Origin of the sequence: Paraburkholderia elongata (assembly GCF_013177735.1) — a bacterium.
Taxonomy (GTDB): Bacteria; Pseudomonadota; Gammaproteobacteria; order Burkholderiales; family Burkholderiaceae; genus Paraburkholderia; species Paraburkholderia elongata.
Map to the genome: position 1 here is coordinate 40,442 of NZ_WOEZ01000146.1, position 26,723 is coordinate 67,164.

The 26,723-nt window shown below is 62.3% G+C and carries 25 protein-coding genes and 2 pseudogenes; 19 read left to right on the forward strand and 8 right to left on the reverse strand.

The window, feature by feature from the left end; translation table 11 throughout:
* The first annotated feature begins 14 nt into the window (after positions 1-14).
* Genes GNZ13_RS26545 through GNZ13_RS26585 form a run of 9 tightly spaced genes read left to right on the forward strand, consistent with a single transcriptional unit; the run spans position 15 to position 10,266 of the window.
* Positions 15-905: an alpha/beta fold hydrolase gene (locus GNZ13_RS26545; RefSeq protein WP_172170059.1), complete on the forward strand. Its 891-nt coding sequence runs from the start codon at positions 15-17 to the stop codon at positions 903-905.
* The gene (locus GNZ13_RS26550) at positions 906-1,793 is read left to right on the forward strand and encodes an IclR family transcriptional regulator (RefSeq protein ID WP_172170062.1); all 888 of its coding nucleotides are present in this window, start codon (positions 906-908) and stop codon (positions 1,791-1,793) included.
* Positions 1,790-2,599 carry an SDR family oxidoreductase gene (locus GNZ13_RS26555; protein ID WP_172170065.1) on the forward strand — a complete coding sequence of 270 codons (810 nt, stop codon included), beginning with the start codon at positions 1,790-1,792 and terminating at the stop codon, positions 2,597-2,599. The genes GNZ13_RS26550 and GNZ13_RS26555 overlap by 4 nt, the downstream gene beginning before the upstream one ends.
* Complete coding sequence (locus tag GNZ13_RS26560) at positions 2,592-4,250, forward strand: thiamine pyrophosphate-binding protein (RefSeq protein WP_172170068.1); 1,659 nt, start codon at positions 2,592-2,594, stop codon at positions 4,248-4,250. Before GNZ13_RS26555 ends, GNZ13_RS26560 begins: the two co-directional genes overlap by 8 nt.
* The gene (locus GNZ13_RS26565) at positions 4,243-5,073 is read left to right on the forward strand and encodes an aspartate dehydrogenase (protein ID WP_172170071.1); all 831 of its coding nucleotides are present in this window, start codon (positions 4,243-4,245) and stop codon (positions 5,071-5,073) included. The genes GNZ13_RS26560 and GNZ13_RS26565 overlap by 8 nt, the downstream gene beginning before the upstream one ends.
* A 32-nt stretch (positions 5,074-5,105) precedes the next feature.
* Positions 5,106-6,596 (forward strand): aldehyde dehydrogenase, encoded by a 1,491-nt coding sequence (locus tag GNZ13_RS26570; protein ID WP_172170178.1) that lies wholly within the window; start codon positions 5,106-5,108, stop codon positions 6,594-6,596.
* A 17-nt stretch (positions 6,597-6,613) separates the two neighbouring features.
* Entirely contained in the window at positions 6,614-7,579 is a 966-nt protein-coding gene (locus GNZ13_RS26575) for a VOC family protein (RefSeq protein WP_172170074.1), read from the forward strand.
* Positions 7,572-8,837 (forward strand): NAD(P)/FAD-dependent oxidoreductase, encoded by a 1,266-nt coding sequence (locus GNZ13_RS26580; protein ID WP_172170077.1) that lies wholly within the window; start codon positions 7,572-7,574, stop codon positions 8,835-8,837. The genes GNZ13_RS26575 and GNZ13_RS26580 overlap by 8 nt, the downstream gene beginning before the upstream one ends.
* Positions 8,838-8,862: 25 nt before the next feature.
* Complete coding sequence (locus GNZ13_RS26585; RefSeq protein WP_172170080.1) at positions 8,863-10,266, forward strand: MFS transporter; 1,404 nt, start codon at positions 8,863-8,865, stop codon at positions 10,264-10,266.
* Positions 10,267-10,413: 147 nt separating this feature from the next.
* Here GNZ13_RS26585 and GNZ13_RS26590 read toward each other — a convergent pair whose 3' ends face one another.
* Positions 10,414-10,875, reverse strand: a complete 462-nt coding sequence (locus tag GNZ13_RS26590; RefSeq protein ID WP_172170083.1) for a GNAT family N-acetyltransferase — start codon at positions 10,873-10,875, stop codon at positions 10,414-10,416.
* A 157-nt stretch (positions 10,876-11,032) separates the two neighbouring features.
* Here GNZ13_RS26590 and pdxR point away from each other — a divergent pair, with 157 nt between their 5' ends.
* Positions 11,033-12,532 carry a MocR-like pyridoxine biosynthesis transcription factor PdxR gene (pdxR, locus tag GNZ13_RS26595; protein WP_172170086.1) on the forward strand — a complete coding sequence of 500 codons (1,500 nt, stop codon included), beginning with the start codon at positions 11,033-11,035 and terminating at the stop codon, positions 12,530-12,532.
* 2 nt (positions 12,533-12,534) lie between these two features.
* Here pdxR and GNZ13_RS26600 read toward each other — a convergent pair whose 3' ends face one another.
* From GNZ13_RS26600 to GNZ13_RS26610, 3 genes are all read right to left on the reverse strand, one after another.
* Entirely contained in the window at positions 12,535-13,638 is a 1,104-nt protein-coding gene (locus GNZ13_RS26600) for an NAD(P)/FAD-dependent oxidoreductase (protein ID WP_172170089.1), read from the reverse strand.
* Between the two features lie 145 nt (positions 13,639-13,783).
* A complete protein-coding gene (locus tag GNZ13_RS26605) occupies positions 13,784-13,987 on the reverse strand; it encodes a DUF3562 domain-containing protein (RefSeq protein WP_172170092.1) in 204 nt (67 codons plus the stop codon).
* Between the two features lie 198 nt (positions 13,988-14,185).
* Complete coding sequence (locus tag GNZ13_RS26610) at positions 14,186-15,250, reverse strand: DMT family transporter (RefSeq protein WP_172170095.1); 1,065 nt, start codon at positions 15,248-15,250, stop codon at positions 14,186-14,188.
* An 83-nt stretch (positions 15,251-15,333) separates the two neighbouring features.
* Here GNZ13_RS26610 and GNZ13_RS26615 point away from each other — a divergent pair.
* From GNZ13_RS26615 to GNZ13_RS26635, 5 genes and pseudogenes are all read left to right on the forward strand, one after another.
* Positions 15,334-15,465, forward strand: a pseudogene (locus GNZ13_RS26615) (DUF488 family protein); the annotation flags it as partial.
* Between the two features lie 27 nt (positions 15,466-15,492).
* Complete coding sequence (locus GNZ13_RS26620) at positions 15,493-16,092, forward strand: uracil-DNA glycosylase family protein (RefSeq protein ID WP_172170098.1); 600 nt, start codon at positions 15,493-15,495, stop codon at positions 16,090-16,092.
* 167 nt (positions 16,093-16,259) lie between these two features.
* On the forward strand, positions 16,260-16,859 hold the full coding sequence (locus GNZ13_RS26625; protein WP_172170101.1) for a cytochrome b: 600 nt from the start codon (positions 16,260-16,262) through the stop codon (positions 16,857-16,859).
* Positions 16,860-16,929: 70 nt separating this feature from the next.
* On the forward strand, positions 16,930-18,381 hold the full coding sequence (locus GNZ13_RS26630) for a glycosyltransferase family 2 protein (RefSeq protein WP_172170104.1): 1,452 nt from the start codon (positions 16,930-16,932) through the stop codon (positions 18,379-18,381).
* Positions 18,382-18,563: 182 nt separating this feature from the next.
* Entirely contained in the window at positions 18,564-19,802 is a 1,239-nt protein-coding gene (locus GNZ13_RS26635; RefSeq protein WP_172170107.1) for an aromatic ring-hydroxylating oxygenase subunit alpha, read from the forward strand.
* On the opposite strand, the gene GNZ13_RS26640 is transcribed toward GNZ13_RS26635, so the two are convergent.
* Positions 19,775-19,948 carry a hypothetical protein gene (locus tag GNZ13_RS26640; RefSeq protein WP_172170110.1) on the reverse strand — a complete coding sequence of 58 codons (174 nt, stop codon included), beginning with the start codon at positions 19,946-19,948 and terminating at the stop codon, positions 19,775-19,777. The genes GNZ13_RS26635 and GNZ13_RS26640 overlap by 28 nt on opposite strands.
* Positions 19,949-19,962: 14 nt before the next feature.
* Here GNZ13_RS26640 and GNZ13_RS26645 point away from each other — a divergent pair, with 14 nt between their 5' ends.
* Together GNZ13_RS26645 and GNZ13_RS51610 are read left to right on the forward strand one after the other, a co-directional pair.
* Positions 19,963-20,952: an alpha/beta hydrolase gene (locus GNZ13_RS26645; protein ID WP_172170113.1), complete on the forward strand. Its 990-nt coding sequence runs from the start codon at positions 19,963-19,965 to the stop codon at positions 20,950-20,952.
* 344 nt (positions 20,953-21,296) lie between these two features.
* Positions 21,297-21,713 carry a rubredoxin gene (locus tag GNZ13_RS51610; protein ID WP_216675027.1) on the forward strand — a complete coding sequence of 139 codons (417 nt, stop codon included), beginning with the start codon at positions 21,297-21,299 and terminating at the stop codon, positions 21,711-21,713.
* Here GNZ13_RS51610 and GNZ13_RS26660 read toward each other — a convergent pair.
* Together GNZ13_RS26660 and GNZ13_RS26665 are read right to left on the reverse strand one after the other, a co-directional pair.
* Entirely contained in the window at positions 21,710-22,555 is an 846-nt protein-coding gene (locus GNZ13_RS26660; protein WP_172170116.1) for an oxidoreductase, read from the reverse strand. The genes GNZ13_RS51610 and GNZ13_RS26660 overlap by 4 nt on opposite strands.
* Positions 22,556-22,612: 57 nt before the next feature.
* A complete protein-coding gene (locus GNZ13_RS26665; protein WP_172170119.1) occupies positions 22,613-23,542 on the reverse strand; it encodes a LysR family transcriptional regulator in 930 nt (309 codons plus the stop codon).
* Positions 23,543-23,627: 85 nt separating this feature from the next.
* Between GNZ13_RS26665 and lysA the strand changes: the two genes are divergently transcribed.
* Positions 23,628-24,896, forward strand: coding sequence for a diaminopimelate decarboxylase (lysA, locus tag GNZ13_RS26670; RefSeq protein ID WP_172170122.1), 1,269 nt, complete (start codon positions 23,628-23,630; stop codon positions 24,894-24,896).
* Between the two features lie 139 nt (positions 24,897-25,035).
* Here lysA and GNZ13_RS26675 read toward each other — a convergent pair whose 3' ends face one another.
* Positions 25,036-25,956: a LysR substrate-binding domain-containing protein gene (locus GNZ13_RS26675; protein WP_172170125.1), complete on the reverse strand. Its 921-nt coding sequence runs from the start codon at positions 25,954-25,956 to the stop codon at positions 25,036-25,038.
* A gap of 124 nt (positions 25,957-26,080) precedes the next feature.
* On the opposite strand from GNZ13_RS26675, the pseudogene GNZ13_RS26680 reads away from it, so the two are divergent.
* Positions 26,081-26,722, forward strand: a pseudogene (locus GNZ13_RS26680) (transporter substrate-binding domain-containing protein); the annotation flags it as partial.
* Position 26,723: the final 1 nt, after the last annotated feature.

Consider the following 26,723-nt stretch of genomic DNA (forward strand, 5'->3'; position numbering starts at 1 on the left):
CCACGAAGGAAATCATGTCCGCAGTCCCGTCCGCTACCGTCGATCAGAACGCTACGCTCGAAGCGCGCCTGGCACGCTTTCCCGCGCAGCAGATCTGGCTGGCATCGCAACGCGCGGTGAGCTATCGCGACGCGGATAGCGCCGCAAGCGAAGGACTGCCTTTGGTGCTGCTTCACGGTATCGGTTCGGGCGCGGCTTCGTGGGTGCAGCAGATTGAAGTGCTGGGTGAGACGCGCCGTGTGCTGGCGTGGGATGCGCCGGGATATGGCGCATCGACACCCGTAGAAGCCGATTCGCCCGCTGCAAGCGATTACGCAACGGTATTGAAGGAGTGGCTCGACGCGCTAGACATTGAACGCTGCGTGCTGCTGGGTCATTCGCTTGGCGCGATCATGGCTGGCGCGTTTGCCGTGACGAATCCGCAGCGTGTGGCCGGTTTGCTCCTGTTGTCGCCGGCTGGCGGCTATGGCGCTTCGTCGGCGGAAGTGCGCGAAACGAAACGCGATCAGCGCCTCACCATGATTAACGAACTCGGCCCGCAAGGTCTCGCCGAGAAACGCAGCACCAATATGTTGTCCGCGCACGCAAGCGACGAAGCGCGCGCATGGGTGCGCTGGAACATGTCGCGCGTGATTCCGCACGGCTATGCGCAAGCGACGCATCTGCTCGCGAACGCCGATCTCGCCAGCGATCTCCCGCGCTATCGAGGCCGCATCAACGTCGCGGTCGGCGCAGACGACTCCATTACACCCCCGGAAGCCTGCGAGCGACTTGCTCTCGCCGCCGGCACCAAACTGCAGGTCGTGCCACGCGCGGGGCATGCTGGTTATATCGAAGCACCCGCCGCGTACACCGCGATCATCGACACGTTCTGCCGCGCGAGCGACGGACAACGGAGCCAATGAATGACGCCCGACACGATTAACGCCGAGCGCGACGCGGACGACGACCGCAACGACACCAGCAGCGATATCGCCTATCGCGTGCCGGGTCTGGAGCGCGGTCTGAAGATTCTGACTGAGTTCTCGCCACGCGAGCCGGTTCTCGGCGCACCGGAACTATCGAAGCGCCTGAAGATTCCCCGCACGACGGTGTTCCGTCTGCTGCAAACGCTCGAATCGCTCGGCTTTCTTGAGCGCGCCGATAAGGACCGCAACTATCGCCTCGGCGTCGCGGTGCTGCGGCTCGGTTTCGAATATTTGAGTTCGCTCGAATTGACCGACCTCGGCTTGCCGATCATCGAAGCGCTGCGCGACGACACCGGCCTCACGAGCCACATCGTGATTCGCGACGGACGTGATGTCGTGTTTGTCGCCAAAGCGCAAAGCCATGCGCCGATTTTCAGCTCGGTGAAGGTGAATGTCGGCACGCGTCTGCCGGCTCACGCAACGACGCACGGCCAGGTGCTGATGGGCGACATGACGCTCGACGACTTGAAGAAGCTCTATCCCGAGCCGGAACTCGAGCGCTTCACGAAACAAACGCCCGCCACGATCGACGACTTGTACGAACGCATTCGCGACGACGCACGGCGCGGCTTCGCGATCAGCGAGTCGTCGTTCGAGCGCGGCATTTCGGTGGTCAGCGCGCCGGTGCGCAGCGACACGGGCCGCATCGTCGCGGTTATCACGACGACGATTCCGCGCCACGAGATCGACGCCTCGCTGCTCGACAGCGGCCTGATCGACAAGGTCCGCCGCGCGGCTGACGAACTATCGCAGCGGCTCAACTATCGGCCGAAGGGTAGCCCGAACGCGGGCACGAAATACATGAAGGCACTGGGGCTCAAATGATTCAAATCGACTTGACCGGACAGGTAGCGGTGGTGACGGGCGGCTCGTCCGGCATCGGCCTTGCGACTGCCGAACTGTTTCTGCGAGCAGGCGCCTCGGTCGCGATCTGCGGACGCGACAGCGAACGTCTCGCGCAAGCGGAAGCCTCGCTGAAGGCGCAGTTTCCTGACGCGAAATTGCTCGCGCAAACCTGTGACGTGCTCGATGCCGACGAAGTGAACGCATTCGCGCAAGCAGTGCAAACACGCTTCGGCCGCACCGACATGCTGGTGAACAACGCTGGCCAGGGTCGCGTGTCGACGTTCGTCGACACCACCGACGACGCCTGGCGCGAAGAACTCGACCTGAAGTACTTCAGCGTGATCCGCCCGACCCGTGCATTCCTGCCGATGCTGCGCGACGCGTCCGGGTCGGACAACACCGCTGCAGTGGTTTGCGTGAACTCGCTGCTCGCGCTGCAACCGGAGCCGCACATGGTGGCGACTTCGTCGGCACGTGCCGGCGTGCTGAGCCTCATCAAATCGCTCGCGGTCGAACTCGCGCCGCAACGCATTCGCGTGAATTCGATTTTGATCGGCATCGTCGAATCGGGTCAATGGCGCCGCCGTTTCGCGAAAGAAGCGCAGCCGGGCCAGAACTGGGAAGACTGGACCGCCGAACTGGCGCGCAAGAAAAACATTCCGCTAGGCCGCTTCGGTCGCCCCGAAGAAGCCGCACAAGCGCTCTTTTATCTGGCTACGACGCTGTCGTCCTATACGACTGGCAGTCACATCGATGTTTCTGGAGGCGTTGCACGACATGTCTAACAAAACCACCGTTGGCGAACTGATCGCCGCTTTTCTCGAGCAATGCGGCGTTCAAACCGCATTCGGCGTGATCTCGATCCACAACATGCCGATCCTCGACGCGATCCACAACCGCGGCAAGATTCGCTACGTCGGCGCACGTGGCGAAGCGGGCGCGGTGAACATGGCCGATGGTCTGGCGCGTGTCTCCGGCGGCCTTGGCGTGGCATTCACCAGCACGGGCACGGCAGCGGGTAATGCAGCCGGCGCAATGGTCGAAGCACTGACGGCCGGTACCGCACTGCTGCACGTCACCGGCCAGATCGAAACGGAATACCTCGATCAGGATCTCGCGTATATCCACGAAGCGCCGGATCAATTGTCGATGCTGTCGTCGATCTCGAAGGCCGCGTTCCGTGTGCGCTCGGTCGAGACCGCACTGCCGACGATCCGCGAAGCCGTGCGTGTCGCGCAAACCGCACCGAGCGGCCCGGTCAGCGTCGAAATTCCGATCGACATTCAAGCGGCAGAAGTGGAATGGCCCGCCGATCTGGCTGCGCCGCACGTCACGACGCTCACGCATTGCAGCAAGCGCGTCGCGCAACTCGCGGATCAACTGGCGAATGCGAAACGCCCGCTGTTGTGGCTCGGCGGCGGCACGCGTCACGCACGTGCCGCGGTTGAACGTCTCGTGGCGTTGGGCTTCGGTGTGGTGACCAGCGTGCAAGGCCGTGGGGTGCTGCCGGAAGATCATCCGGCGACGCTCGGCGCGTTCAACGTGCATTCGGCAGTTGAGAGCTTCTACAAGACTTGCGATGCGCTGGTGGTGGTCGGTTCGCGTCTGCGTGGCAATGAAACGCTGAAATACAAGCTGGCGCTGCCGCAACCGCTGTATCGCATCGATGCGGACGCACTGGCCGACAACCGCGGCTACCGCAACGAGATGTTCATTCACGGCGATGCATCGTCGGTGCTCGAAGAACTTGCCACGCTGCTCGAAGGCCGCCTGAAGGTCGATCCGACGTTCGTACAAGACCTGGCCGCCGCACGCGAAAGCGCGGTCGCCGATGTGGGCAAGGGTCTCGGCCCGTACAAGCGTCTCGTCGACGCGTTGCAACAGGCCGTTGGCCGCGATTACAACTGGGTGCGCGACGTCACGATCTCGAACAGCACGTGGGGTAACCGCATGCTGAAGATTTTTTCTCCGCGCGCAGGCGTTCATGCTCTCGGCGGCGGCATCGGCCAGGGCATGCAGATGGGTATCGGCGCAGCACTCGCCGGCAATGCAGCAAAGACCGTGTGCCTGGTCGGCGACGGTGGCCTGATGGTCAACGTCGGCGAACTCGCGACGGCTGTGCAGGAAAACGCCAACGTGATGATCGTGCTGATGAACGACCAGTGCTACGGCGTGATCCGCAACATTCAGGACGCGCAATACGGCGGCCGCCGCTGCTACGTCGATCTGCACCAGCCGGATTTCGCGCAGTTCTGCGAAAGCCTGAAGCTTACGCACTACCGTATCAAGTCGCTCGATCAGGCGGAAGAGATCATTCGCGAAGGCATGGCGAAGACGGGCCCGGTGCTGGTCGAAGTGGACATGCTGTCGGTTGGCTCGTTCGCCACCGCGTTCGCGGGCCCGCCGGTCAAGGAAAAGGAGCCGGAACATGCGTGAGACCGGCTACGCGGGGCATCACGCACCCGTCGACGTCGCGATGATCGGCTTCGGCGCGATCGGCCAGGCGGTGTATCGCTCGGTCGAGTCGGATCCGACGGTGCGCGTGTCGCACGTGATCGTGCCGGAACGCCATATGGCGTCGGTGCGTGAAGTGGTGGGTTCGTCGGTCGATGTGGTGGCCTCCGTGTCCGCGTTGAGCAGCCGGCCGCATTTTGCACTGGAATGCGCCGGGCACAGCGCACTGGTCGATCACGTGGTGCCGTTGCTGAAAGCCGGTACGGATTGCGCGGTCGCGTCGATCGGCGCGCTGTCCGACATGATGCTGCTGGACGCGCTCTCCGCTGCGGCCGATGAAGGTGACGCAACGTTGACGCTGTTGTCGGGCGCAATCGGCGGCGTGGATGCGTTGTCCGCCGCCAAGCTCGGCGGCCTGGACGAAGTGCTGTACACGGGCCGCAAGCCGCCCATGGGCTGGCTCGGTACGCCCGCGGAACAGGTCTGCAATCTGTATACGTTGAGCGAAGAGACGGTGATTTTCGAAGGCAGCGCACGCGAAGCGGCACGCCTGTATCCGAAGAACGCCAACGTCGCCGCGACGATCGCGCTGGCCGGCCTGGGTCTGGACCACACCACGGTACGTCTGATCGCCGACCCGAAGGTGTCGCGCAATGTGCACCGCATCGTGGCGCGCGGCGCATTCGGCGAGATGTCGCTGGAAATGTGCGGCAAGCCGCTGCCGGACAACCCCAAGACGTCCGCACTGACCGCGTACAGCGCGATCCGTGCGCTACGCAATCGCGCCGCCCGTTGCGTGATTTAAGACCTAAGCTGAAGCAAACCGGAATGACCGACATGACTCACTTCGATACCAGCCTCGTACCTACCGGCGATATTTTCATCGGCGGCGAATGGCGGCAAGGGCGTGGCAACCCGTATAAAAGCCTGTATCCGGCGGATCAGTCGGTCAACATGGAAATCTCGACTGCGAATGCCGACGATGCCCGTGAAGCCGTGGAAGCCGCGGATATCGCATGGCGCAAGGCGGATTGGTCGGGTCTGAAGCCGCATCAACGCGCGTTGATTCTGTACCGCATCGCCGATCTGATCATGGCGCGTCACGAAGCGCTCGCGCAATTGCAGCGTCGCGACAACGGCAAGCCGATTAACGAAACGCGCGTGCTGGTGGCGAGCGCCGCCAATACGTTCCGTTATTTCGCGGCGTGCCTCGAAACGCTCGACGAAGAAGTCACGCCGTCGCGCGGCGACTATCTGACGATGAGCATTTACGAACCGATCGGCGTGATCGCGGCGATTACGCCGTGGAATTCGCCGATTGCTTCGGACGCGCAGAAACTGGCCCCGGCACTGGCCGGCGGCAACGCTGTAGTACTGAAGCCGGCTGAAGTCACGCCGCTGGTCTCTTTGGCGCTGGCTCGTATCTGCGAAGAAGCCGGCGTGCCGAAGGGCGTCGTGAGTGTGGTGCCGGGTAAAGGCTCGGTGATCGGCGACGTGCTGGTGCGCCATCCGTTGGTCAAGAAAGTGTCGTTCACGGGCGGCACCGAAGTGGGCCGCGGTATCGCGCGCATCGCAGCCGACAAGCTGATGCCGGTCTCGCTCGAACTGGGCGGCAAATCGCCGACCATCGTATTCGACGATGCCGATCTCGACCACGCAGTGAACGGCGTGCTGTACGGCATCTTCAGTTCGTCAGGCGAAGCGTGCATCGCGGGCTCGCGCCTGTTCGTGCAGCGCTCGATCTACGACGCGTTCATGAAGCGTCTTACTGAAGGCGCACGCAAGCTGCGCGTCGGCGATCCGTCGCGTGCGGAAACGCAGATGGGTCCGCTGATTACTGCGGCGCATCGCGAAACCGTCGAACGTTACGTCGCATTGGGTTTGGAAGAAGGCGGCCGCCTGTTGTGCGGCGGCGAGCGTCCGGTTGGCGATGGTCGTGAACAGGGCACTTACTTTCAGCCGACGATACTCGAAGGTCTCACGAACGACGCGCGCATTTGCCAGGAAGAAATCTTCGGCCCGGTGCTGGTCGCGATGCCGTTCGACGACGAAGCCTCGCTGCTGAAAGAAGCCAACAACAGTTTGTTCGGCCTCGCCGCCGGCATCTGGACGCGCGATTACAAACGCGCCTACCGGATTGCCCGCGCGCTTGAAACTGGCACCGTGTGGATCAACACCTACAAGCTGTTCTCGATTTCGACGCCGTTCAGCGGCTGGAAAGAGAGCGGCATGGGACGTGAGAAAGGCCGTCTCGGCATCCGCGAATACATGCAGCAGAAGAGCCTCTACTGGGGCTTGAACGACGCGCCGCTGGCGTGGGCGAACTAATACGCAAGAGGCACGTTATGACGATTCTCGGCATTGAACAGATTATTTACGGCGTGACGGATCTCGCCACCTGTCGGCGGTTTTTTGCCGACTGGGGTTTGAAAGAGACCGCGCACGACGAAACGCACGCACGCTTCGAAACGCTGAACGGCTGCACGATTCTTGCCGTCGATGCGAACGACCCGTCGCTGCCGCCCGCCTTCGAAGAAGGTCCGACGCTGCGTGAAGTAACGTGGGGCGTGGCAACGAAAGCCGAACTCGACGAACTGCGCGGCCGCTTTGCAGGTCAACCGGGCCATTTCGAAACTGAAGACGCTGTGGGTTGTATCGATCCGAACGGCATGGCGATTCGCGTCGAAGTGACGCGCAAACGTGCGCTCGATATTCACGGTTCGCCGTCGAACGTGTGGGGCCAGACGCTGCGTGTCGATCAACCGTCGCCGATTTACGAACGTGCTGAACCGGTTGAAGTGGGTCACGTGGTGTTCTTCACGAATCAACTCGTGGAACAGGAAAAGTTTTACCAGGAACTGCTCGGCTTCGAAATGTCTGACCGTTATCCGGGACGTGGCGCGTTCATGCGCTGCGCACCGCACGGCGGCCACCACGACATTTTCCTGCTGGCCTTGCCGGGTGGTAAGCGCGGTCTCAATCACGTGGCGTTCACCGTGCGCGATATCCACGAAGTGTTTGGCGGCGGCATGCATATCAGCCGTTGCGGTTGGGATACGCAACTCGGTCCGGGACGTCATCCGGTGTCGTCGGCTTACTTCTGGTACTTCCAAAATCCGGCTGGCGGATTGATCGAGTACTACGCCGACGAAGACCAGCTCACGCCCGAATGGCAGCCTCGCGATTTCGAACCGGGTCCGACCGTGTTCGCCGAATGGGCGATCGACGGTGGTATCGACGGCAATACGCGTCGGCAGAAAAACGCGAAGGCGCCGGAAGGCAAGTTCATGACGGAGCGGAAAAATGACTGACGCTGCTGCTGCAAAGGCTCAAGCCGCGCATGCCGGACTCGATGCGCCGCGCACGATCGTCGTGATCGGCGGCGGTCAGGCGGCGGGTTGGGTCGTGAAGACATTGCGCAAGGAAGGCTTCGACGGCCGCCTCGTGATGATCGCCGACGAGATTCATTTGCCGTACGAGCGCCCGCCGCTGTCGAAGGCGGTGCTCTCGGGTGAAGCCGATATCGAAACCGTGCGTCTTGTGACGCCCGACGATTTCGACGCGCTGAATGTCGAAGCATGGCAACCGGAGTACGCGACGTCGATCGATCGTGAACAACGCATTGTTCGCACGCAGTCGGGCCGTGAAGTGCAATACGACCGACTGGTGATTGCAACCGGCGGCGCGGCGCGCCGTTTGCCGGACGCGCTGGTGAAGACCTCGCACATCACCTATCTGCGCACGCTCGACGAAGCCGTCGTTTTGGGCGAACGCCTGCGTGCGAGCAAACGCGTACTCGTCGTCGGCGGTGGTTGGATCGGTCTCGAAGTCGCCGCGACCGCGCGCAAGCTCGGCGTGGAAGCGACGGTAGTGGAAGGTGCGCCGCGTCTGTGCGCTCGCTCGTTGCCGCCGATGGTGTCGGATTTCCTGCTGCAACTGCATCGTGCGAATGGCGTTGACGTGCGTTTGCACGCATCGCTCGTCTCGATCGCGGATCATCCGAATGACGCCAACCGCATTCGCGCAACGTTCGCTGACGGTTCCAAATTGGACGCCGATTTTGCGGTCGCCGGCGTCGGCCTCACGCCGCACACGGCACTGGCGGAAGCCGCGGGTATCAAGGTGGAAGACGGCATCGTCGTCGATCATTTCGGCGCGACCGACGACCCGCGCATCTTTGCATGCGGCGACGTGGCTAATCATCCGAGCGCGTGGTTGAAGCGCCGCGTGCGGCTCGAATCGTGGGCCAACGCGCAGAACCAGGCGATCTCGACGGCGAAAGCGTTACTCGGCAATTTCGAACCGTATGCGGACATTCCGTGGTTCTGGTCCGACCAATACGACGTCAATCTGCAAATCCTCGGCGACATTCCGGGCGATGCGCAACTCGCTATACGCGGTGATTTGTCGGGCAAACGCGCCACGCTTTTCTATCTGGAAGACGGCACGATTCGCGGCGTGATCGCTATTAACACTCCACGCGAGCTGAAATTGTCGCGCAAATGGATGAACCAGGGCCGAACCATCGACCTTGCCACCCTGACCGACGCCTCAACGGCACTTGCCTAACCATACCTACGGACGGCACCACGGCATGAGAACCATCGACAACACCATAGGGGACCGCAGCAGCGCCGGTGTCTCAGGCCCCGTGACCCGGGGCTCGATCATCGCGCGTCTCGAACGCTTGCCGAAGAATGCGATGCAGGTGCGCGCGCGCATACTGATCGGTCTCGCGACGTTCTTCGACGGCTTCGACGTGATCGCGATCGCGGCCACGCTGCCGATCCTGATTGCGAAATGGCATCTGACGCCGTGGGAAATCGGCTTCCTGATCGGCTCCGGTTCGGTCGGGCAGTTGATCGGCGCGTTCGTATTCCCGTGGTACGCGGAGCGCAAAGGTCGCGTGAAGGCGATTGCGCTGAGTTCGGGGATCATCGGTATTACGAGTATTGCGTGCGGTTTTGCGCCGACCTTCGCGGCGTTTGTCGTGCTGCGTGTGATTCAAGGGCTCGGGCTCGGCGGCGAATTGCCGGTGGCCGCGACCTATATCAACGAGATCAGCCGTGCGCATGGTCGTGGCCGTTTCGTGCTGTTGTATGAAATCGTTTTTCCGGTTGGTTTGCTCGCATCGAACGCGTTGGGTGCATGGATCGTGCCGCGTTTCGGCTGGCAGGCGATGTACTTTATCGGCGGCATGCCGTTGATCCTGTTCTTCGTGCTGCGCAAGCTGGTGCCGGAATCGCCGCGCTGGCTCGCCGAACGCGAACGGATGGCCGATGCCGATGCAGCCGTGCATGCTTTCGAACGCGCTGTGAAGGGTTCGCTGCCGCCGGTCGCCAATGCGGCCGAATTTGAAGCGATGGCCAATCGTCATCCGAAGCGCCGCATGAGCGACCTGTTCGGGCCGGCGTATCTGAAGCGCACGATGGCTGTGGCGATGCTGTGGATTACGTGCGGCTTCATTCAGTACGGTCTGTCGACCTGGCTGCCAACGATCTATCGCACCGTATATCACGCGCCGCTGCAGTTGGCGTTGAATCTGGCGGTGGCGGCTTCGGTGCTGGGCGTGGTGGGCTCGCTGACCTGTGCGTTGCTGGTCGACAAGGTGGGTCGCAAGCCGATCATCAATTTGTCGTTCTTGGCGTGCGCGTTGTCGCTGTTGCTGGCGGGTGTGTTCCACAATTCGTCCGTGTATGTGGTGGCGACGTGCTGTGCGTTCTCGCTCGGTTTCCTCGCTTGTGGCTTCATCACCGCGTATGTGTACACGCCGGAGTTGTATCCGACGAGTATCCGTGCGATGGGCTGCGGTGTGGGCGGCGCGTGGCTGAAGGTGGCGGCGATCTTCGCGCCGGCCATCGTGTCGAAGACGATGATCGGCGGCAATCTGCAGGTGGCGTTTTATATTCTCGCGGCTGTGCCGTTCATGGCGGCGATCGCAGTGCACTTTCTTGGGATTGAGACCAAGGGCAAGGTGCTGGAGCAGCTCGAGGCTTGATGTCTTTTAGCGTGTGATGAGTTTGGTGGGCGGTTGATGTAGTACCGCAATGGCAGGAAGGCGAAGGGCGCACTGGGTGGTGCGCCCTTTGCTTTTTGGGTTAGCCGTTTCCCTTTCCGCATGCAAACTTGAGCCGCGTGCGGTGTATCACAAGGCCTTGCGATAAACCACGAAGCCAGAGCGTTCCGCAACCTTGTCGTACAACTTCATCGCCGTGTGATTCGTTTCATGCGTCTGCCAGTAGACCCGCTGCAAACCGTCAGCCTTGGCTCGCGCATACACCGCTTCGATCAGTGCACGGCCGACCCCTTTGCCGCGCTCCGCTTCCCGCGTGTAGAGATCTTGCAGATAGCAGGTCGGCGCCACCATGGTGGTGTGACGGTGATACAGAAAGTGCACGAGGCCGAGCAACTGGCCGTTGCGTTCGGCGACCATCGCATGCATTGGCTCGTAGCCGTCGAAGAAACGCCCCCACGTGACCTGCGTGATCTCGCGCGGCAATGCCGTTTCGCCCGAGCGGCCGTAGAACGCGTTGTACGCGTCCCACAGCGGCAGCCAGGCGTCGAAGTCGGCGGGCGTGACGGGGCGGATTTGAATCTCTTCGGACATGGGTGTGGCTCCTTCTGTGGTTATGGTTGCGGGCGAGTGGATCGCCGCTGCTATGGCTGAGTCGAACAGGCGTAGATGGCTGCGCTAAACGTCAGCATAAGAAATTTGTGGCACCATTGTTAGTTCCACGATGCGACCAGAATTTGGAGCCACGAATTTGGACTACGGTCTGTTGATGTCGAACGTCGAGCGCGCAATGGGTGGGCGCAAGCTCACGCAGCAGGACTTGCTCTACGAGAGTCTGCGCCGCGCGATTCTCGATGGCGATATCCGCCACGGCAGCCGCCTTCTTGCTACACGAGCGCTCGCCGAACAATTGGGCATTGCGCGCAACTCGGTGCTCTATGCCTACGAACGGCTTACCGAAGAGGGCTTCATCACGGCGAGCCGGCATGGTTCTATCGTCAGCATGGTGAGCGGTTCAGGTGCTTCGATCGCCGCAGCAAGCGGCAGCATGCAGGCGCCTGAAAACCGCCTTTCGCGCCGCGTCGCCGATCTGCCGCGCGAACGCACGAGTCCCGACGACCCCACGCCGTTTCGTCCCGGCGTGCCTGCGCTCGATGAATTCCCGCTCGCGCAATGGCGTGCCTCGATGGAGCGCGCATGGCGCTCGGTCGAGCCGGGCGAACTCGGTTACGGCAACAACGCCGGGCACCCCGCATTGCGCCGCTCGATTGCGGAATACGTGCGCGTGTCGCGCGGCGTGCGGTGTTCGGCGGAGCAGGTGTTCATCACCTCGGGCACGCAGGCGAGTCTCGATCTATGCGCCTGCATGCTGGCCGACCCCGGCGATAGCGTGTGGGTCGAGGACCCCGGCTATCACGGCGCGAAGGCTGCGTTTCAGGCCGCCGGGTTGCAACTGGTGCCGATTCCCGTCGACGCCGCCGGCATGGCGCCGACGCCCGATCACTGGGAACAAACGCCGCCACGCCTGATGTACATCACGCCCTCGCATCAATATCCGCTCGGCAGCGTGTTGAGCCTGGAGCGGCGCTGGTCGATCATCGAGAACGCGGTGGCGCGCGGCGCGTGGATCATCGAAGACGACTACGACAGCGAACTGCGTCACAGCGGTCCACCGTTGCCGTCGATCCAGGGCTTGGCGGCCGACACGCCGGTGATTTACCTCGGCACCTTCAGCAAGACGATGTTCCCGGCGCTGCGTATGGGCTTCATGGTCGTGCCGGCGCACCTCGTCGCCGACATCGACGAGGCGCTCAGCGAGATCGCACGGCAAGGGCGCGTGGCCGAACAGATCGCGTTGGCGGATTTCATCGACAGTGGGAAATATGCGCGGCATCTGCGGCGCATGCGGCGTCTCTATCAGCAGCGCCGCACCGCAATGGTGAATGCGATCGAGCGGCATATGGGCGACCTGGTGACGGTCTCCGCCGATGGTGGCGGCATGCATCTGACGGTGCGGCTCGATGCGCCTCTGCACGACCAGGACGTGAGCGCAGCGACGCGTAAGCACGGTTTGCATATCGCTGCGCTCAGTGCGTTTTGTCAGCCACCTGCTAAAAACGCCGCGCACTACAACGGCTTCATGCTCGGCTATGCAGGCATCAAACCGCACGAAGCAGACGCGCTGGTGGCGCGACTCGCCGACGTGGTGCGTGGACTGGACCGCGAACGTCTTATTGTTATGAAGAAATAAAACTAGACCGTTTCCGCCCTGAGCCAACGCGCGAGTGTCGCGTCGTCATCGGTATCCAGCGCTTGCGCGACCCGGCGCCCGACTGCCGCGCCGAATTTATAGCCGTGGCCCGAGCATGCCGACACCACCAGCGTGTTGCCGAGGCGCTTCGAAAAAAAGCGTGTGTCCGCGGTAAACGTGTAAGCGCAGGTTTTTACTTCGGTAACCGTATATTCCCCGATGCGGCTGAACGGCGGTGAAAACAACCGGCGCAGACTGTCGCCTTCTCCGGGCGCCGCGACACGATTGGCGTCAGGATCCGGTGCGCGTGATCTGTGCACACCGGCACCGAACTTCAGGCCGACACCGTCGATCGGCGGCAGCACGTAACCGCCGCTATCTCCACCAATATCGACGATAGCGGGCGCATTCGACCATGCGTCCTCCAGATCCGCGGGCGGCTCCATATAGGCGACCGCGTTGCGATAAGTCATCAGGTTTTCAGCGAGCGCTGGGAACAGTTGCAGCGTCCACGCGCCAGCGGTGACCACGAGCCGGTCGGCGCGGATGATGGTGTCGTCCTCGATCCGCACGGAGGCCGCATGCGCGTCGACTGCGAGCACCTTGGCGTGAGTGCGAATCTCCGCGCCGCGCATCTTGAGCCACGCTTTCATGTCGCGTGCGATGCGTTCGCTAAACAGCGCACCGCCATCGTGATCGAGGTAGGCGTAGCGAAACGTGGCGGGATCGAGAAACGGATAACGCTCGGCCGCTTCGTGCGGGTCGAGCTGTTCATACTCGAATTTCATCCGCTCGAGGCCGGCGCGGAACAGCTCGGCGCCATCGCCTGCGCGTTGCGAAATGCCGAGCACGCCGCAGTTCTCATAGTGGGATACGCCCAGGTCATTCCACAGCAGATCCCAACTATCGAACGCCTCGGCGATGGTGCGTGCGTAGCCGTCGGCATCGCCATAGGCGCGACGGATCATACGATGCTGGTCGCCCGAGGCGGCGAGTGGATTCGGAATCGAGCCCTGCTCGATCAGCGTGATGTCGTGTCCCAGCTTCGCGAGAGACCACGCCGTGCTCAAGCCAGCGATACCCGCGCCTACGATTGTCACCCGCATGCCGTCGTCCCCCGAGTCGATGTATCCGGGTCAGAGTCTAGCAGTGGGAAAAATAAATCGGTACGTGTTCTAGCGAATCGCCACGCGAGCGCGGGGTCGATCCGGAGTGCTACCAGGCAGACGGTGGTCTCCGCGCGCCGCCGTATCAGTGTTTGAGCTTCGACGCTAGGCGGAGCTGGTCGCGTACTTTCTTCGCGGCGAACAGCGGCACGTAATCGAACACACGCGCTTCGTGCCGGTAGTCGGCCAGTGTGTCTGCGTACATCTTCGAGACCATTTCCGTGGGCGTGTCGGTTTCCTCTGCGATACTTTTCACCACTTCGTCGACGTTAGGCTCGGGTTGGGACATGGATATCTCCGGGGCAAGCGGGGTGGACAAGCGGATTGCCAGTCGGGGTTGCCATGAACAGGCGCGCACAACCGGAGTTTCATTACAGGATGCGATTGGCCGTGATGCCAATTGAATCGGTCTATCGTATGAACCGTTCCACAGAGATTTTTGTCTTGCACTGCCGCAAGCGCCCGCGCCGCGCGACGATGCGGGAAATCAATGCTTATGCCGGTGATGAATATCCGGGAAATGCGCGTGCGCATGGGTGATCGGCGCATGCGAATGCGGATGGGTGTGCGGCTCGTCGCCGTCCCACGCGAAGTCGTGCTCGTGCTGGTGATGCGCGTCGTGCCGATGACGATGCGTGTGGTCCAGCGGGGCGTGCGTATGCGGATGCTCGTGACGTTCGCGAATGTGCAGCCAGACACCCAGGGTCATCAGGGCCGCGGCCACCCAGAACAGCAGCGGCGGCATCTCCGGCCACAGCAACCACGACAACGTCACCCCAAATAGCGGCGCGACCGAGAAATAAGCGCCGGTACGCGCGGTGCCGAGATTGCGCAGCGCGACGACGAACAGCACGAGACTCACGCCGTAGCCCGCGAATCCCGTCAGCATGGCGAGCGCGACGGTCGCGGCCTTGGGCCATGCTGCACCAAGAGTGAGCGCGAGCGTCACGTTGACCGAACCGGCCACGAGCCCTTTTATGCAGGCAATGAACATGGCATCGTGAGTCGACACCTTGCGTGTGAGATTGTTGTCGACCGCCCAGCACGCGCAGGCGCCGACCAGCAGCAGCGTGCCGGGCGGCAGGCCGGCCGCGCCAGGCTGCCACGACAATGCCACGCCGCCCGCGACGATCGCGGCCATGCCCAGGAACACCTGAATATCGACGTTCTCGCGAAACACGATCCACGCGATCAGCGCGGTAAATACGCCTTCGAGATTCAACAGCAGCGAACCGGTGGCGGCCGGCGTCGTCTTCAGACCCAGCATTAACAGCGCCGGCCCCACGACGCCGCCGGCCGCGATCGCGCCGGCGAGCCACGGCACCTCGCGCAGCGGGAAGCGGTTGTGATTGACTGGTTGCCCGTCCGCGTGACCTTTCAGGCGGCGCGCCAGAATCACGGCGGCAAGGCCGGTGCCGCTGCCGAGGTAGAACAGTCCGGCCAGCAGAAACGGCGACAGCGAGCCGAGCAGCGCCTTGGCAAGCGGGGTAGTCGCGCCGAACAGGGCGGCGGCGAGCAGAGCGGTGAAAGCTGCGTTGAAGCGAGTAGACATAAACGGAAAATTCGGTGGGTGCGGGCGTTGCCGACACGATACCGCCATCGGGCCGCGGACGCCTAGCTTCGTTGAACAGGCGGTCGCATCCAGCGTTTCGCAACTACGCCGACTATGCGATGACGGCTCCGTTTCAGGATGGGCTCGCGCGCCTGCTTGAACTCGGCCACCGCCGGCGTTGCGCGGTGATGTGCTCGGAAGCGGTATGGTGGCGGTAACCGAATCCTGATCCGCGCCGTGGTATGAACGTAAGGAAACCCATTTTACTGAACACGTTGTTGGATGACATCCGCGCCTGTACGGTGTGCGCGCCAGTGCTGCCGCACGCACCGCGGCCGGTCGTCGTGGCGTCGGCTGATTCGCGCATTCTGATCATCGGCCAGGCGCCCGGCGCGCGAGTGCATGCTTCGGGCATTCCATGGAGCGATGCGAGTGGTGCGCGTTTGCGCGACTGGCTCGAGGTCTCGGACGAGACCTTCTACGACGCCTCGAAATTTGCGATCGTACCGATGGGTTTCTGCTTTCCGGGAAAAGGCGCGAGTGGCGATTTGCCGCCGAGGCCCGAATGCGCCGCGCATTGGCATCAGGCCTTGCTTGCCCAATTGCGCGAGGTGCGGCTCACGTTGCTGATTGGCCAATACGCGCAGCGCTATGGTCTTGGTGACGCGTTCGGGCCAACGCTCACCGATACGCTGCTGCGCTGGCGGGAATATGGCCCCAACGTGATGCCGCTTCCACATCCATCGCCGCGCAATGTCGCCTGGTTCAAACGTAATCCGTGGTTCGAAGCGGAGGTGTTGCCGACTTTGCGGACTCGGGTTGCAGCGGCGCTCCAGGATTGATTCGCCTCGCGCGGTCGAAATAATCTGAAACACATCGCCAAGCGCCCGGCGGAATAAAACGTCACACTAATGCGTTTGCTTCATACCGGCGGCGCGACCGTACCCGCTCCGGCATGGCCGAATTTTCAAACAGCTTTCGCAAAACGTATTCGCAGACGGAACAACCCATGAACACCCACGCCGACTCACTGACCGATTCGACCGGCACGCCGCTGCCGTCGCGCTATACCCGCACGGCGATAACGCTGCACTGGCTGATCGCGCTGCTGATGATCGGCAATGTCGTACTCGGCCTGAGCGCCGAATCATGGCCCGACGACTGGGTGCGTCCGGTGGTCGATACCCATAAGTCGATTGGCATCACGGTGCTCGGTCTCGCGCTGATGCGCATCTTGTGGCGCGTGTCGCATAAGCCGCCGCCGTTGCCGCGCGAGTTTCCGTCGTGGGAGAAGATCGCCGCGCATGTCGCCCATTTCCTGCTGTATCTGCTGATGATCGCGTTGCCGCTGTCCGGCTGGTTGCACGATTCCGCGTGGAAAGATGCGGCCACGCATCCGATGCGTCTGTTCAACCTGTTCCCCTGGCCGCGCATCGGCTATGTAATGAATCTCGACCCGGCGCTCAAGGAGACCTTGCACGACCGCTTCGGCGCCTTGCATACGTGGCTCGGCTACGCGCTGTATGCGTTGCTGGCGATGCATATTGGCGGCGCGTTGAAGCATCAATGGATCGATCGCAAGTCGGTTCTGAAACGCATGGTGCCGTAAGCACCGTCACGCTGCTTTCTATCTTGCCTTCTATCCAACAACCATACCAACGACGGACTCAGCAGTCATTTTGAAGAAAACTCTGGAACAGGCGCTCGCCCTTGCATCTCCGCGCATTCTGCCGCGTCCCACTACGCTGTTGAGCACGCTGATTCATTTCAGCGTCGTCGTGTTGTGGCTGCTGCTGTTCGCGCGCGCTTTCTTTCTGCAAGGCGTGGTGGCGTGGTCGACGGGGATTGCGTACGTGGTGTACGACACGTTGCTGCTCGCGTTCGTTACGTGGAAAACGCTGCCGCTGATGCGGCCTACGCTGTCGCTCGAGCCTGACTTCGATGCGCGCAGCTTGCCGAGCATGGGCGTGATCGTCGCGTCGCATAACGAGGCGACGGTGTTGCCGGTGACGCTCGCGGCATTGCTGCGCCAGACGCATGGCCCCGCACAAATTGTGATCGCCGACGACGGTTCCACCGATGCCACCCACGCGCTGCTCACCGAACGCTTCGGCCTCGTTGCCGCGGCCGACGGCGTGCTGAGCGCGCCGAGTGCGCTTTACCCCAATCTGTACTGGCTGCGCGTGCCGCACGGCGGCAAGGCGCGTGCGCTGAACGCCGCCATCACGGTCATGACCACCGACACCATCATGACCGTCGACGCCGACACGCTGCTCGACGACGACGCCACCTACGCGATGCGCGCCGCCTTCGCGAGCGAGCCGAAGCTGGTCGCGGCGGCCGGCATTCTGGTGCCGGTGTGCGGTAAATCAGTTTCGGGCCGCGTGTTCCAGTGGTTCCAGAGCTACGAGTACATGCGCAACTTCATCGCCCGCTTTGCGTGGATGCGCGCTGACAGTCTGCTGCTGATTTCAGGCGCCTTTGCGTCGTTCAAGCGCGACGCGCTGGTCGACGTGGGCGGCTTCGATCCGCAGTGTCTGGTCGAAGACTACGAGCTGATTCATCGGCTGCGCCGCTATTCGGTCGATCATGGTCTTGGCTGGGACGTGCGCGTGGTTGGCGGCGCGCACGCGCATACCGACGCGCCAGGCAACCTCGGCAGTTTCCTGCGGCAGCGCCGTCGTTGGTTCGCGGGCTTCCTGCAGACGCAGTACTGGAACCGCGACATGACTGGCAATCCGCGCTACGGTACGCTCGGCATGCTAATGCTGCCTGTCAAGGCAATCGACACGATGCAGCCGATCTACGGACTGACTGCGTTCGCGCTGCTGCTCGGCTTTCTGTTCGGCGGGCATGGCGCGATCGTCGTGTCGATTTTCAGCGTGATCGGCCTCAAAACGGCGATCGATCTCGCGTTTTATCTCTGGTGTATCCATCTGTACCGCCGCTGGACGGGCGAGCGCACCGGCTCCAGTTTGTGGATGGCGATGCTCGCGGCGATCGCCGAGCCGTTCACGTTCCAGCTGGTGCGACATGTCGGTGCACTGCTCGGCTGGCTGCACTTCCTGCGTGGTGGTCGCTCGTGGGGCGTGCAACGCCGCTCCGGGCTTGTGACGCACGACGAAAGTTAGCAGCCGATCGCCTTAGTTGACGTACGCAGGGTGGCAGGCAGGCGCGATTGCGTCCGTCGGCTGCGCAGATTGGCATGGCGCGCGGTTATGCCGCTTCGGGTTCGAGTAGACTGTGCAACGATGTCGGCCTGCGAATTGCGGGGCGGCAACCTTCTATCCGCTCGTGCACGGAGGCTCCACTCATGCATGCTGTTCCCCCGCTCGAACAAGACACCGTCGACGCGCCGGTCGATACGTCGCTTGCTCATGCAGCCGCGCAAACCAATGCCCCAACAGCCGCGAATGCACATGCGCCAGATCAGGCCGCCAACGGGGCCCCGGTGCGCGATCTGCGCCGCGTCGGCATTCATCCCGACTACTGGTATCCGTTCGCATGGTCGCATGAAGTGAAGCGGGGCAAGACGCATGGCGTGACGTTCGCGGGCGAGCCGATCGTGCTGGCGCGTACGGAGTCCGGCAAGGTGTTCGCGCTCGAAGATCGTTGCGCGCATCGTCAGGTGCCCTTGCATCAGGGCGTGGTGGACGGTGAATCGATCCGTTGCGGCTATCACGGCTGGACCTACGACTGCTCGGGGACGTGCATCGACGTGCCTTATCTGGGCCGCGAGCGTCTGCCGAACGGCGTGCGTGCTTATCCGTGCCGCGAAGTCGAAGGACTGATTTTCGTGTTCCCCGGCGACGCCGCTTTGGCCGAAGAACAGCCACTACCCGCGTTCGGTTCCGTATCCGACAAGAAGTACAAGACGCGCCGTTTCGGCCGTCCGGTGAATTGCCACTATTCGTTCATGCACGAGAACCTGATGGACATGAACCATCAGTTCCTGCATCGTCGGCAGATGGGGCAGATGCGCGCGCGTTCGCTGGGGCGGCGGCGCGGCGAAGGCTGGGTCGAAGTCGATTACACGTTTGCGCGCATGGCCGGCCAGCAACCGATCGGCGAAGCGATCGTGTTCGGCCAGAGCCGCAAGACAGGCGGCGAAAACGACAAGGACGTCATGACGATCCGCACCGAGTATCCGTATCAGACGCTGCAGATCCGCACGTCCGATCAGACGCTGGTGATGGATTTGTGGATCGTCTACGTGCCGCTCGATCGCGAGCAGCGCACGAACCGCACGTTCGGGCTGCTGTCGATTCGCAAGCCGGGTATTCCCGGCGCGCTGAATCTCGCGTGGCCTCTGCTCGTGTGGTTCACCGAACGTATCTTCAAGGAAGACCGCGCCATTGTCGAAGCCGAACAACGCGCGCACGACACGCAGGGCGCGGACTGGAACCACGAGGTGTTTCCGGTCATCAACGAACTACGCGCCTTGTTGCGCGAAAGCGGTGCGCCGGATCAGGTGGTGGGTGCCGGCACGGGTGGCGCCGCGGTGATCCGTTTCTGGGATTCGCGTCACGGCAACCCATTGTCGAATACCTGATATTCGAGTTTTTTGACGCCGCGCAGGACCGTACAATCGTCGGCGACGATGAGCGGTGAGCCGGCGGCATCGGCTATAGAAGACGCATAAGAGGCATAAAGCGCAGGCTCATCGATCGGGAAATCCAAAATCATAATCAATCGCATGAGGGGTCCATTCGATGAGTATCGAACTGCATGCAGTGATGCCGGTTGTCGCGTTCTGTGTGGGCCTCGCCATCATGGCGGTGGCGCTTGTGAAGGGCGGTCCCAAACAGCCGCCGCCGCTCGCATCGATCAATGAGCCTTTCAAGTCGGTCGACACTTCCGATTTACCTCCAATTGAACGCTACACCGCGCGCGATAACGCGCAGCTCGCGTATCGGCGCTACGCAAGCGGGATCACGCGGGTGCGGGGCAGCGCGGTGCTGATTCACGGCTCGTCGGCGAGTGGCGTGAGCCTGCATACCTTGGCAAAGGCGCTCGCCGCGGCCGGTTACGATGTCTACGTGCCCGACATGCGCGGGCATGGCGAATCGGGTAAAAAAGGAACGATCGCGTACATCGGCCAGCTTGAAGACGATCTGAGCGACTTCATCGACGCGGTTCAGCCGGCCGGCCCGCGCACGCTGGCCGGTTTCTCGGCGGGCGGTGGCTTCGCGCTTCGGTTCGCGGGGGATGCGCGGCAAATGGCATTCGACCGCTACGTGCTGCTTGCGCCGTTCATTCATCAGGACGCGCCGACAACGCGGCCTTCCGTCGGCGGGTGGGTGAATGTCGGGTTGCCACGCGTGATCGTGCTGGTGATCCTCAACAAGCTGCACATCAGGCTTTTCAATCATCTGCCGACGGTGGCCTACGCGTTGTCGGCCGAGGCTGCCGCCAAGCTCACGCCGCAGTACTCGTACAACCTGATGCAAAACTTTCGCCCGCATGAGAATTACCGTGCGGATATCCGGGCCACGCGACAACCGGTTGAAGTGCTGGTCGGCGCGGATGACGAGGCGTTTCACGCCGAGGCATTTGCTGCGGTCTTTGAGGAAGCGGGGCGTGCGGTGCCGGTCACGATCGTGCCTGGCGTGGCACATATCGCGTTGACACTCGATGCTTCGGCCGTCGCTGCGATCGTAGCGGCGGTGTCTGAGCATACCGGCGAGGTGGCTCTTTCGTAGGCTGGCTTTCCACCCGGTGGGGAATTCAGGCCGATCGAGCAGCGATAATGGCATCTAACACACTTAGGTTTGCGCCATTCGAGATGCGCCGGCCTTCGACCCGTGTACCATTTCGCTTTTTCCGATCTTTAAGAACACCCCGTGACTACGCAACAAATCCCCACCGCATCCCGTAAATCCCTCACTCTGCTGCAATTGCTGGGCCTCATCGGCGCCGCTGGACTGATTGCAGCCTTCGTGCTGAATCAGTTCGTCTAACCCAACCCCCGCCACGACGCCCTCGCTTCAAGCATCCGACCCTATGCCGGCGCTCGCCGCCGGCTTCATCGATATTCCGATTTGCCATGTACAAGAAGGGCGTAGCCGTAGAGATCCAGTTTTCCCCCGAGCGGCTCAACGACGGCGCCGGCGATCCGTACTGGATCGATTTGACGCAGGCCGAAGCGCAACGGCTGCTGGAAAGCCTGCAGGCACGCCTTGCTGAAAGCAGTATGGGCACGGCTGCGCCTTTGGTGGTGAGCCTCGATGAGACGCAGGCGTCGCATGCGGTCGCTGTGCCCCATGCGGCGGTAGAAAACGCAGCGTCTGCGGACGATTTCAAACAATGGGTCTGCGTGATCTGCGGCTGGATCTACGATGAAGCCGCCGGCTTGCCGGAAGAAGGTATTGCGCCGGGCACCCGTTGGGCAGATGTCCCGGCCGACTGGCGCTGCCCACTGTGCGACGTGGGCAAGGAAGATTTTGCGTTGGTCGAGTTTTAAGCCGGAAAATCCGCGCCGACCGTCGTGGCTTGCCACGCGTCGAAGTCGCCGCGCATGAAGTCCAGCTTCTTGCGTGCCAGTTCGAGCGCAGCCTTGCCAAGCAGCAAACGAAGCGGCGGCTTGTCCGACAGCGCGGCGTCGATGATCGCCTGAGCGGCGCGCACCGGATCGCCCGCCTGTTTGCCGCTACGCGCTTCGGTCTGCTTGCGGCGCTCGCCGGCCGTGGCCGCGTAATCGTCGATCACCGTGGCCGATTGCTTGATCGACGGACCTGCCCAGTTCGTGCGGAACGGGCCGGGTTCGACGATCAATACGTCGATGCCGAGCGGCTTCACCTCTGTTGCGAGTGATTCGGACAAGCCTTCCACTGCGTATTTGGTGGCGTGGTAATAACCAGTCGCAGCGAAACTCGTAATGCCGCCAATCGACGACACATTCACGATCAAGCCGCTGTGCTGCTCACGCATGATCGGCAGCACCGCCTTCGTTATATCGACTAGGCCGAACACATTGGTCTCGAACATCGCGCGGACTTCGTCGTCCTCGCCTTCTTCGATCGCGGCCAGATAGCCGTAACCCGCGTTATTGACGAGTGCGTCGATGCGCCCGAAACGCTGTTTGGCTTGCGCGACCACGTCGTCGATCTGCTGGCGATTCGTCACGTCGAGCGGCAGAACCAGCGCGCGATCGCCGTGTCCTTCGGCGATATCTTTCACTTTCGACGGGTCCCGTGCGGTGACCACCGCGCGCCAACCGCGCTCCAGCACCAGCTTCGCCAACTCGCGGCCGAAGCCGGTGGAACAGCCTGTAATCAGCCAGACGGGATTGTCTCGATTCATCATTTGGGAAACTCCTGTTGATGGGCCAACGTGGCGCGGATTGTTCGTCGAACAGCGCCCTTATTGCTGCTTGCGTTTTGAGTGGGTTTTTAATTGTAGTCGCAGCGCGGAAGCTTCGCTTTGCAGCGCTTCGACGAACGCGCCAGCTAGCGGATGACTCGGACGATGCTCCGGATGAATCACGCTCACGCGAAACGGCAGCGACACGGCGAGCGGCCGGATATGCAGATTGCGGCCTGTGAAATCGAGCGAGGTAAGCGGATTGACGATGGCCACGCCGAGACCTTGGCGCACGAAACTGCAAACGGAGACGGCGGTGGGCGTCTCGATCATCTGGCGGCGCGCGATGCCCGCTTGCGTGAAGGCTTCGTCGATCTGAATCCGGTACGGATCGTTCGACGACAGGCTGATGAACGGCTGATTCGCCAAGTCCTTCAACTCGATCACGCGCTTGGCGAGCAATGCATGCTCATCGGGCAGCACGCAGACTTCGTCCACTTCGAGCAACGGCGTCAGGCGGGTTCCGGCGGGCGGCGCGCCGTGTTCGGTCAAGCCGAGGTCGTAGCGCTGCGCGGTCAGCCATTCTTCGAGAAACGGCGATTCCTGCGTCGCGATCGAGAGGCTTACGCCGGGCTGTACATCGTGGAAACGCTTCGATGCGGCGGGCAGGATCGAATGCGAAAACGCGGGCAACGCGATGATGGAAAGCTGGCCACCCTGAAATTCGCGCAGGCTTGCCGCCGTGGACGCCACCCGTTCGAGCCCGACATACGCGCGCTTGATTTCGTCGAACAACGTCAACGCGGACATGGTCGGACGCAATCGGCCGTGCACGCGTTCGAACAAGGTAAAGCCGATGATGAGTTCGATGCGCGCGAGTTCGCGGCTTACCGTGGGCTGTGAGGTGAAGAGCATCTCGGCCGCTTTGGTGACGCTGCCTGCCGTCATCAACGCGCGGAAGACTTCGATATGTCGATGAGTGAGCGCCATGGTGCCTATATCAGGAATGAATGAGTTCGCGAAGAAAAGGTATTTTACTGAATGATCGGTTCTCAGCATCATATTGCTCACACCCATGCTTCGATATAGAGAGCCGAGCACCGTGACCACGTTCAATCCACAACAACTTGTCGAACTCGCGCAACAGCACGGCACGCCCCTTTGGGTCTATGACGCCGACGTGATTCGCCAACGTATCGCCGAATTGCGCAGCTTCGACGTGATCCGCTATGCGCAGAAGGCGTGTTCGAACGTGCATATCCTGAAGTTGATGCGAGACGAAGGGGCGATGGTCGATGCGGTGTCTCTGGGCGAAATCGCGCGCAGTCTCGCCGCGGGTTTCACGCCGGATGGTGACCCCGAGGGCGTCGTTTTTACGGCGGATCTCGTCGATCACGCGACGCTGGCTGCCGTGATCGAGCATCGCATCACGATCAACGCCGGGTCGCTCGATATGCTTGAACGTGTGGGGCAGCATGCGCCCGAGGGGCACCGTGTGTGGCTGCGGATCAATCCTGGTTTCGGCCACGGACACAGCAACAAGACCAACACAGGCGGCGAGCATAGCAAGCACGGTATCTGGCTCGATGACGTGCCGCTGGCGATAGCCACGGTGCGGCGTTATGGCCTGAAGTTGGTCGGGCTGCACATGCATATCGGCTCCGGCGTCGACTACACGCATCTGTCGCGCGTGTGCGATGCGATGGTCGAAGCGGTGCAAAGCTTGGGGCACGATATCGAAGCGATTTCGGCTGGCGGTGGTTTGTCGGTGCCGTACAGCGAAGGTGAGCCGCGGATTGACGTCGAACATTATTTTCGTCTTTGGGACACCGCGCGGCGGCAGATCGAAGCGCATCTCGGGCATCGCGTGAGACTGGAGATCGAACCAGGGCGCTTTCTGGTTGCCGAAGCGGGTGTGCTGGTTGCCGAGGTGCATGCGCTGACCCGGCGGCCGAACCGGCAGTTCGCCTTAGTCGATGCGGGTTTCAACGATCTGATGAGGCCGTCGTTTTACGGCAGTCACCATGAGATGACGGTGGTGAAAGGTAACGGCATGCCGAGCGAAGCGTTGGGTGGCTCTTTCGCGGTGGCCGGGCCGTTGTGCGAAGCGGGCGATGTGTTCACGCAGGAGGCGGGTGGTGTCGTCACGAGCCGCTCCATGCAGACGCCGGAAGTGGGGGACTTCATCGTGTTTCACGACGCGGGGGCTTACGGTGCGTCGATGTCATCGAACTACAACAGTAGGCCGCTGGCTGCGGAGGTGTTGATCGAAAATGGCAAGCCGCGTTTGATCCGGCGCAGGCAAACCATCGAGGAGTTGATCGCGCTCGAAACGCTGGGCTGATTCTGCCGAGCGTGGTCGCTGCGAGCCCTCGGCCGCACGCCAAGCCGGCAATACCGGCCAACCCACTGCAAGCGTTGTGCATTGCGAATGCACGTTCGACGCTAACGCAGCCCTCATCGGGCTCCTTATGCCGCAGCCCCTATCGCGCCCGCACCGTGCGCGTGTACGACGCGATCATCGTCGCGAGTTCCTGCGCGGCAGGCGTGACGGGAATGGCCGCGCGCTGTAGCAGACACACGTTCTGTTCGATCGCACGCTCGCGCACGTTGATCGACGTGAGCGTGCTCGCAAACGGCCCGCGTTTCGCGACGATCGACGACTCCAGCGACAGGCAGTCCGTCGCGCCGACCAGATGCAGCGTCTCGTACAGACCTTCCACCGTCGCGATGATTTTCGGCGGCGGCAAGCCGTGGCTCTCGAATAGATGGTTCAGGCGGTTGACTTGCGGATCGTCGGTGAGATTCGGCGAGCGCGTCGCCACCCACGTGCAATCGACGAGCTCGGCAAGCGACGTCGCGCCCGCTTTCGGATGACCGCGACGGCAGACGATCACCGGATCGGACGGATAGAGCGGCGTCACGGACAGATCGGCCGTATCGGTATGTTTCGACACCAGCGCGACAGCGAAATCGAGCGTGCCTTCGCGAATCCACGAAATCATCATCCGCGAGGTGCCCGTGCGCAAATGCACCGCGACCCGCTCGAAGCGCGCGCGGAATTCCATTAGCACCGGCGCGAAGGCGTCGACGAGCGGCTCGGTGGTCATGCCGAACGTGACCTCGCCCGCGTAGTCGCCGCGCAATTGCTGCACTTCCTGTTCGGCCCGCTCGCATTCGCCGAGAATCGCGCCGGCGCGCTGCAACAGGCGCTGGCCGAGCGCGGTCAGCGCGATCCCGCGGTTCGTGCGGGTGAATAAGGTCGCGCCCAGCATCGATTCGAGGTTCTGCAACTGCTGCGTGATGCCACTCTGGGCGATGCCGAGCGCCCGCGACGCCGCGCGGATGCTGCCGTGCTCGGCAACGGCGGTGAACGCGCGCAACTGGGAGATCGTCAACGCCATGAAGAATCTCTGTGATCGGTAAAAGTGATCATGATATTACTTTCGGGACTTCTTTGAGGCGCGGCGGCGGCATAGGATGGCCCCCGTACCCTGCAGTCATCCGCCCAACTCACACCTGCCTCCCATGAAAATCCCGCTGATGATCTTGAGCGCCGCGCTGGCTTTCAGCAGTGGTGCGTTTGCCGCCGACCCCGCCACGCTGCGCCTCGGTATCGATCCGAGCTATCCGCCAATGGACGCCAAGGCGCCCGACGGCAGCTTCAAAGGTTTCGACGTCGATCTCGGCAACGAAATCTGCCGGCGCATCCATGCGCGTTGCCAGTGGGTCGAACTCGAGTTCTCGGGGATGATTCCGGCGCTGCAGGCGCGCAAGATCGACGCGATCCTTTCCTCGATGGCGATCACGGAGAAACGCGAGCAACAGATCCTGTTTTCGTCGAAGCTGTTCCAGTTCAAGTCGCGGCTGATTGCGCGTCAAGGTTCGGCGCTCGCGGGCGGTACGAACGCGTTGACCGGCAAGCAGATCGGCGTGCAGTCGGGGACGCAGTTTGAGGGGTACGCGTTGAAGAATTGGGCGCCACTTGGCGCGCATGTGGTTGCGTATAAGAGTCAGGATGAGGTGTTTGCTGACTTGCAGAACGGCCGCCTTGATGGCGCGTTGCTCGGTTCCGTCGAGGCCGACTATGGCTTTTTGCGCACGCCGGCGGGAAAAGGCTTTGCGTTTGTCGGCGAGCCGCTTTCGATGGGTGATCGTGGCGTGGGTATCC

Excerpts from the sequence above, each read along its gene's own strand:
- GNZ13_RS26590 (WP_172170083.1), bottom strand. The coding sequence starts at position 10,875 with ATGTCCGAAGAGATTCAAATCCGCCCCGTCACGCCCGCCGACTTCGAC.
- GNZ13_RS26605 (WP_172170092.1), bottom strand. The coding sequence starts at position 13,987 with ATGTCCCAACCCGAGCCTAACGTCGACGAAGTGGTGAAAAGTATCGCA.
- GNZ13_RS26560 (WP_172170068.1), top strand. The coding sequence starts at position 2,592 with ATGTCTAACAAAACCACCGTTGGCGAACTGATCGCCGCTTTTCTCGAG.
- GNZ13_RS26660 (WP_172170116.1), bottom strand. The coding sequence starts at position 22,555 with ATGATGAATCGAGACAATCCCGTCTGGCTGATTACAGGCTGTTCCACC.
- GNZ13_RS26625 (WP_172170101.1), top strand. The coding sequence starts at position 16,260 with ATGAACACCCACGCCGACTCACTGACCGATTCGACCGGCACGCCGCTG.
- GNZ13_RS26565 (WP_172170071.1), top strand. The coding sequence starts at position 4,243 with ATGCGTGAGACCGGCTACGCGGGGCATCACGCACCCGTCGACGTCGCG.
- GNZ13_RS26620 (WP_172170098.1), top strand. The coding sequence starts at position 15,493 with ATGAACGTAAGGAAACCCATTTTACTGAACACGTTGTTGGATGACATC.
- GNZ13_RS26665 (WP_172170119.1), bottom strand. The coding sequence starts at position 23,542 with ATGGCGCTCACTCATCGACATATCGAAGTCTTCCGCGCGTTGATGACG.
- GNZ13_RS26640 (WP_172170110.1), bottom strand. The coding sequence starts at position 19,948 with ATGCGATTGATTATGATTTTGGATTTCCCGATCGATGAGCCTGCGCTT.
- GNZ13_RS51610 (WP_216675027.1), top strand. The coding sequence starts at position 21,297 with ATGTACAAGAAGGGCGTAGCCGTAGAGATCCAGTTTTCCCCCGAGCGG.
- GNZ13_RS26570 (WP_172170178.1), top strand. The coding sequence starts at position 5,106 with ATGACTCACTTCGATACCAGCCTCGTACCTACCGGCGATATTTTCATC.
- lysA (WP_172170122.1), top strand. The coding sequence starts at position 23,628 with ATGCTTCGATATAGAGAGCCGAGCACCGTGACCACGTTCAATCCACAA.
- GNZ13_RS26575 (WP_172170074.1), top strand. The coding sequence starts at position 6,614 with ATGACGATTCTCGGCATTGAACAGATTATTTACGGCGTGACGGATCTC.
- GNZ13_RS26585 (WP_172170080.1), top strand. The coding sequence starts at position 8,863 with ATGAGAACCATCGACAACACCATAGGGGACCGCAGCAGCGCCGGTGTC.
- GNZ13_RS26545 (WP_172170059.1), top strand. The coding sequence starts at position 15 with ATGTCCGCAGTCCCGTCCGCTACCGTCGATCAGAACGCTACGCTCGAA.
- GNZ13_RS26645 (WP_172170113.1), top strand. The coding sequence starts at position 19,963 with ATGAGTATCGAACTGCATGCAGTGATGCCGGTTGTCGCGTTCTGTGTG.
- GNZ13_RS26675 (WP_172170125.1), bottom strand. The coding sequence starts at position 25,956 with ATGGCGTTGACGATCTCCCAGTTGCGCGCGTTCACCGCCGTTGCCGAG.
- GNZ13_RS26580 (WP_172170077.1), top strand. The coding sequence starts at position 7,572 with ATGACTGACGCTGCTGCTGCAAAGGCTCAAGCCGCGCATGCCGGACTC.
- GNZ13_RS26550 (WP_172170062.1), top strand. The coding sequence starts at position 906 with ATGACGCCCGACACGATTAACGCCGAGCGCGACGCGGACGACGACCGC.
- GNZ13_RS26610 (WP_172170095.1), bottom strand. The coding sequence starts at position 15,250 with ATGTCTACTCGCTTCAACGCAGCTTTCACCGCTCTGCTCGCCGCCGCC.
- GNZ13_RS26635 (WP_172170107.1), top strand. The coding sequence starts at position 18,564 with ATGCATGCTGTTCCCCCGCTCGAACAAGACACCGTCGACGCGCCGGTC.
- GNZ13_RS26555 (WP_172170065.1), top strand. The coding sequence starts at position 1,790 with ATGATTCAAATCGACTTGACCGGACAGGTAGCGGTGGTGACGGGCGGC.
- GNZ13_RS26600 (WP_172170089.1), bottom strand. The coding sequence starts at position 13,638 with ATGCGGGTGACAATCGTAGGCGCGGGTATCGCTGGCTTGAGCACGGCG.